Source organism: uncultured Campylobacter sp., assembly GCF_937997465.1.
Lineage (GTDB): Bacteria > Campylobacterota > Campylobacteria > Campylobacterales > Campylobacteraceae > Campylobacter_A.
This window is the reverse complement of record NZ_CALKTQ010000247.1, coordinates 1-3,352: the sequence shown is the minus strand read 5'-3', so window position 1 is coordinate 3,352 and position 3,352 is coordinate 1. Positions and strand designations below refer to the sequence as shown.

General features: G+C 46.3%; 3 protein-coding genes. All 3 read left to right on the top strand.

Annotated elements, in window-relative coordinates; translation table 11 throughout:
• On the top strand, positions 1-931 hold a 931-nt coding region (locus Q0546_RS08265), incomplete at its 5' end, for a BCCT family transporter (RefSeq protein ID WP_298792108.1).
• A 169-nt stretch (positions 932-1,100) separates the two neighbouring features.
• The gene (locus Q0546_RS08260) at positions 1,101-2,462 is read left to right on the top strand and encodes a sodium-dependent transporter (protein ID WP_298792106.1); all 1,362 of its coding nucleotides are present in this window, start codon (positions 1,101-1,103) and stop codon (positions 2,460-2,462) included.
• 5 nt (positions 2,463-2,467) lie between these two features.
• Positions 2,468-3,352, top strand: an 885-nt coding sequence (locus tag Q0546_RS08255; RefSeq protein ID WP_298792104.1) for a hypothetical protein, incomplete at its 3' end; no start/stop codon positions are given.

Genomic DNA, 3,352 nt, shown 5'->3' with positions numbered 1-3,352 from the left:
GGGTAGGACAATAAGAGAATTTGTGATCGGCGTACTTCTCGTGCCAACCGGCTTTACATTTGCTTGGATGAGCTTTTTTGGCAACTCGGCGATCGCTTTGGTGCAAGGAGGCTTTAGCGAGCTTGCCAGCACGGTAAATTCTGACTCAGCCTCAGCGCTTTTTATGTTTTTAGAAAAATTTAGCTTCTCAGGCGTGCTAAGCACGATCGCGGTCTTTATGATCGTCATATTTTTCGTGACTTCCGCTGACTCTGCGGCGATCGTTATGAACATGCTTTGCTCAAACGGCAAGGACGATACACCAGTTTGGCAAAAGGTCTTTTGGGGCGTTACAGTGGGCGTCGTGGCGGCATTTTTGATGCTAGCAGGCGGTCTTGGCTCACTTCAAGCACTTACGATCACGACCGCACTGCCATTTGCCATAGTGCTACTTGGCGCTATTTACGGGCTATTTAAGGCGTTACGTGTGGATCTAACCAAAAAAGAGACAAATAACTTTAACAACATGCCTATTAGTGATCTTTCAAAGCCGTGGCAAGAGCGCCTAAGTGCGATCATCACGCTGCCAGGCAAGAAAGATGGCAAGAAATTTTTAAACGAGGTTGTACTAAAAGCGTTTAACGAGCTAAAAGAGGAATTTGCCAAAAACGGCCTTGAAGCAAAGGTCACAAATGGCGAAAATTTTGTAAATTTAAATGTCGGACTTGGCGACGAGATGGATTTTAGATACGGCGTCTATCTCACCAAAAGCCAGAGCCCAGACTACACCAGAGAGCTTGACGGCGACGATCTTTACTACAGGGCTGAGGTTTATCTAAAAGAGGGCGGTCAGGACTACGACGTGCTTGGCTGGAGCGAGGCCACGCTGATAAACGACGTAATCGAGCAATACCGTAAACATATGCAGTTTTTGCATGTCGTTAGAAAATAATAATTTGGCGTAAATTTGCATAAATTTACGCCTTTAAATTTATGCCAAGCAGCCTTTTTCTAATAATATTTACCGATTTTAATCCAGATTTGTTTTAAATTTCAAAGATGCTTCTAAAAACTTTAAATAAAATTTTTATATAATCTCTCTTTTTCACAAAGGTATACAGATGGATAGAAAAACTTGGAGTTCGAAGGTAACGTATATTTTGGCTGTCGCGGGTGCTACCGTGGGTTTTGGCGCGACGTGGCGTTTCCCGTATCTAGTTGGGCAAAACGGCGGCGGCGCCTATGTACTCGTGTTTTGTATCGCGATGATCGTGATCGGTATACCGATGATTTTGGCTGAAAATGCGATCGGCAGACGCCTAAAATGCAACGCCGTGGACGCATTCGGCGGTAAAAATATAAATCCGGCATGGAAAATCGTGGGCTGGATGGGCTTGCTTGGGGCATTTGGCATCATGGCCTACTATATGGTTATCGGCGGCTGGGTGCTAAACTACATCGCGCAGATCGCATTTGGCATGCTTGATCTCTCACAGGTGCTGAGTTTTGAGGCCACTAGCACGTTTTATGAGCAAAATATCGTGAGCGATCCGCTGGCTATCAGCTTTGCCACGCTCGTGTTTGTACTCGTAAACTACGCGATCTTGGTGCAGGGCGCGGTCGGCGGAATAGAACGCTCGGCGAAGTACCTCATGCCGCTACTTTTTGTACTGATGATCGTAATGATCGTAAAAAACTTGACCTTAGATGGCGTGGCGCAGGGGATTAAATTTTACCTCACGCCCGATTTTTCAAAGATAAACATCAAGCTTTTCGTCGAGGTTTTGGGGCAGGTATTTTTCGCACTTTCGCTTGGTTTTGGCGTGATGATCACGCTTTCAAGCTTTGTTAAAAAGGACGAGGGGCTCGTGAAAATCTCGATAATCACGGGCATCCTAAACACGCTCATCGCCGTGCTTGCGGGCTTTATGATATTCCCGTCGCTCTTTAGCTACGGCGTCTCGCCAGATAGCGGCCCGAGCCTCGTGTTTAAGAGCTTGCCGATCGTTTTTTCGCACATGCCGTTTGGCGGATTTTTTGCGGTGGCGTTTTTTGCGCTACTGATGATCGCCGCGCTCACGACCTCGCTACCGATCTATGAGGTTATCATCACGACTCTTCAGGAAAAATTTAAAATAAAACGCAAAAGTGCGATTTTGCTGGTGCTCGGTACGATATTTATATTTGGAAATTTACCGTCCTTGATGGCTACTAACCTGCTTGCGGATGTTAAAATTTTCGGTAAAAATATCTTTGACGCATACGACGCCATCAGTGCTACGATATTTTTCGTGCTGACTTCGCTAGGATGCGCGATATTTGTGGGCTGGGTGCTAAAAGACGAAGCTAAACGCGAGATAATGCAGGGTAGCGAAAAATACGCAAAACTCGTAAATATCTGGTTTTGGTATATCAAATTCGTCGTACCATTTATCATTTTGGTGCTTTTTATCAGCTCGTTTTACGATAACTTTTTAAAGTAAATTTGATGGCAAATCTCGTAAATTTAGCTAACGGCGATCGCCTAAATTTGCGCGTAGAGGGTCAAATTTTAGCTAGCCAGAGCATCAAAAACGGCAAAACGAGGCAGACGCAAAAGGAGTTTACTAGCACAGACGAGGCGCAAAAAGCCTGCGCAAAAAAGGAGTGGGAGAGCCTGAAAAAAGGCTACGTCCTGCAAAATAGCGACGCGAAAGCGGGCGAGGCGAGTTTGCACGTCTATATCGGTGGCGGATACACGGGGGCGCTAGCATTTGCTGGCGCTGGCGATGATCTTTTCGTTTATAAATGTGGCGGCTACAAAGAGGGCGGCGCGCTGGATGACTTTCTCATCAGGCTGGACGCGAGCGGCGCCGTAAAACAGCAGACCCTCTTGCCAAAGCCGCTTGCATGGCAGGCGGAGCGCGTGGGCGAGATTTTGCTTTTGGATCTGGATCATTTTATCTTTAAATTTGACCCGGCAAGCGGCGAATTTAGCGATCTCTCTCAATGGCTGAGTTTTAAAAATAGCAAAGAATTTACGAGTTTCGTTTGCGCTGCGAAAGATATGGCGGTGTTTGCGATGTTTGGTCAAATTTTTACTTTGCGCGGCGGCGAGATTTCGTCTCTGGCCGAGTACAAATCCGAAATAAAAAGCTACACGCCGATCTTGTGCGCCGCGATTAGTGATGAGGGCACGCGGCTAGCGCTTCATTGCAAACAAAACGAGATCAAAATTTTAAGCACAACCACTTCAAACGCTTTTTGCGGCGAAATTTTAAACGAGATAAAAGGCGACTTCGGCATTTTTGATAAAATTTGCTTTTTAGCGGACGGCTCGGTGCTGGGCAAGGAGTGCTACGCGGGCAAGCTATTTTGCCTTGACGCTACAAGC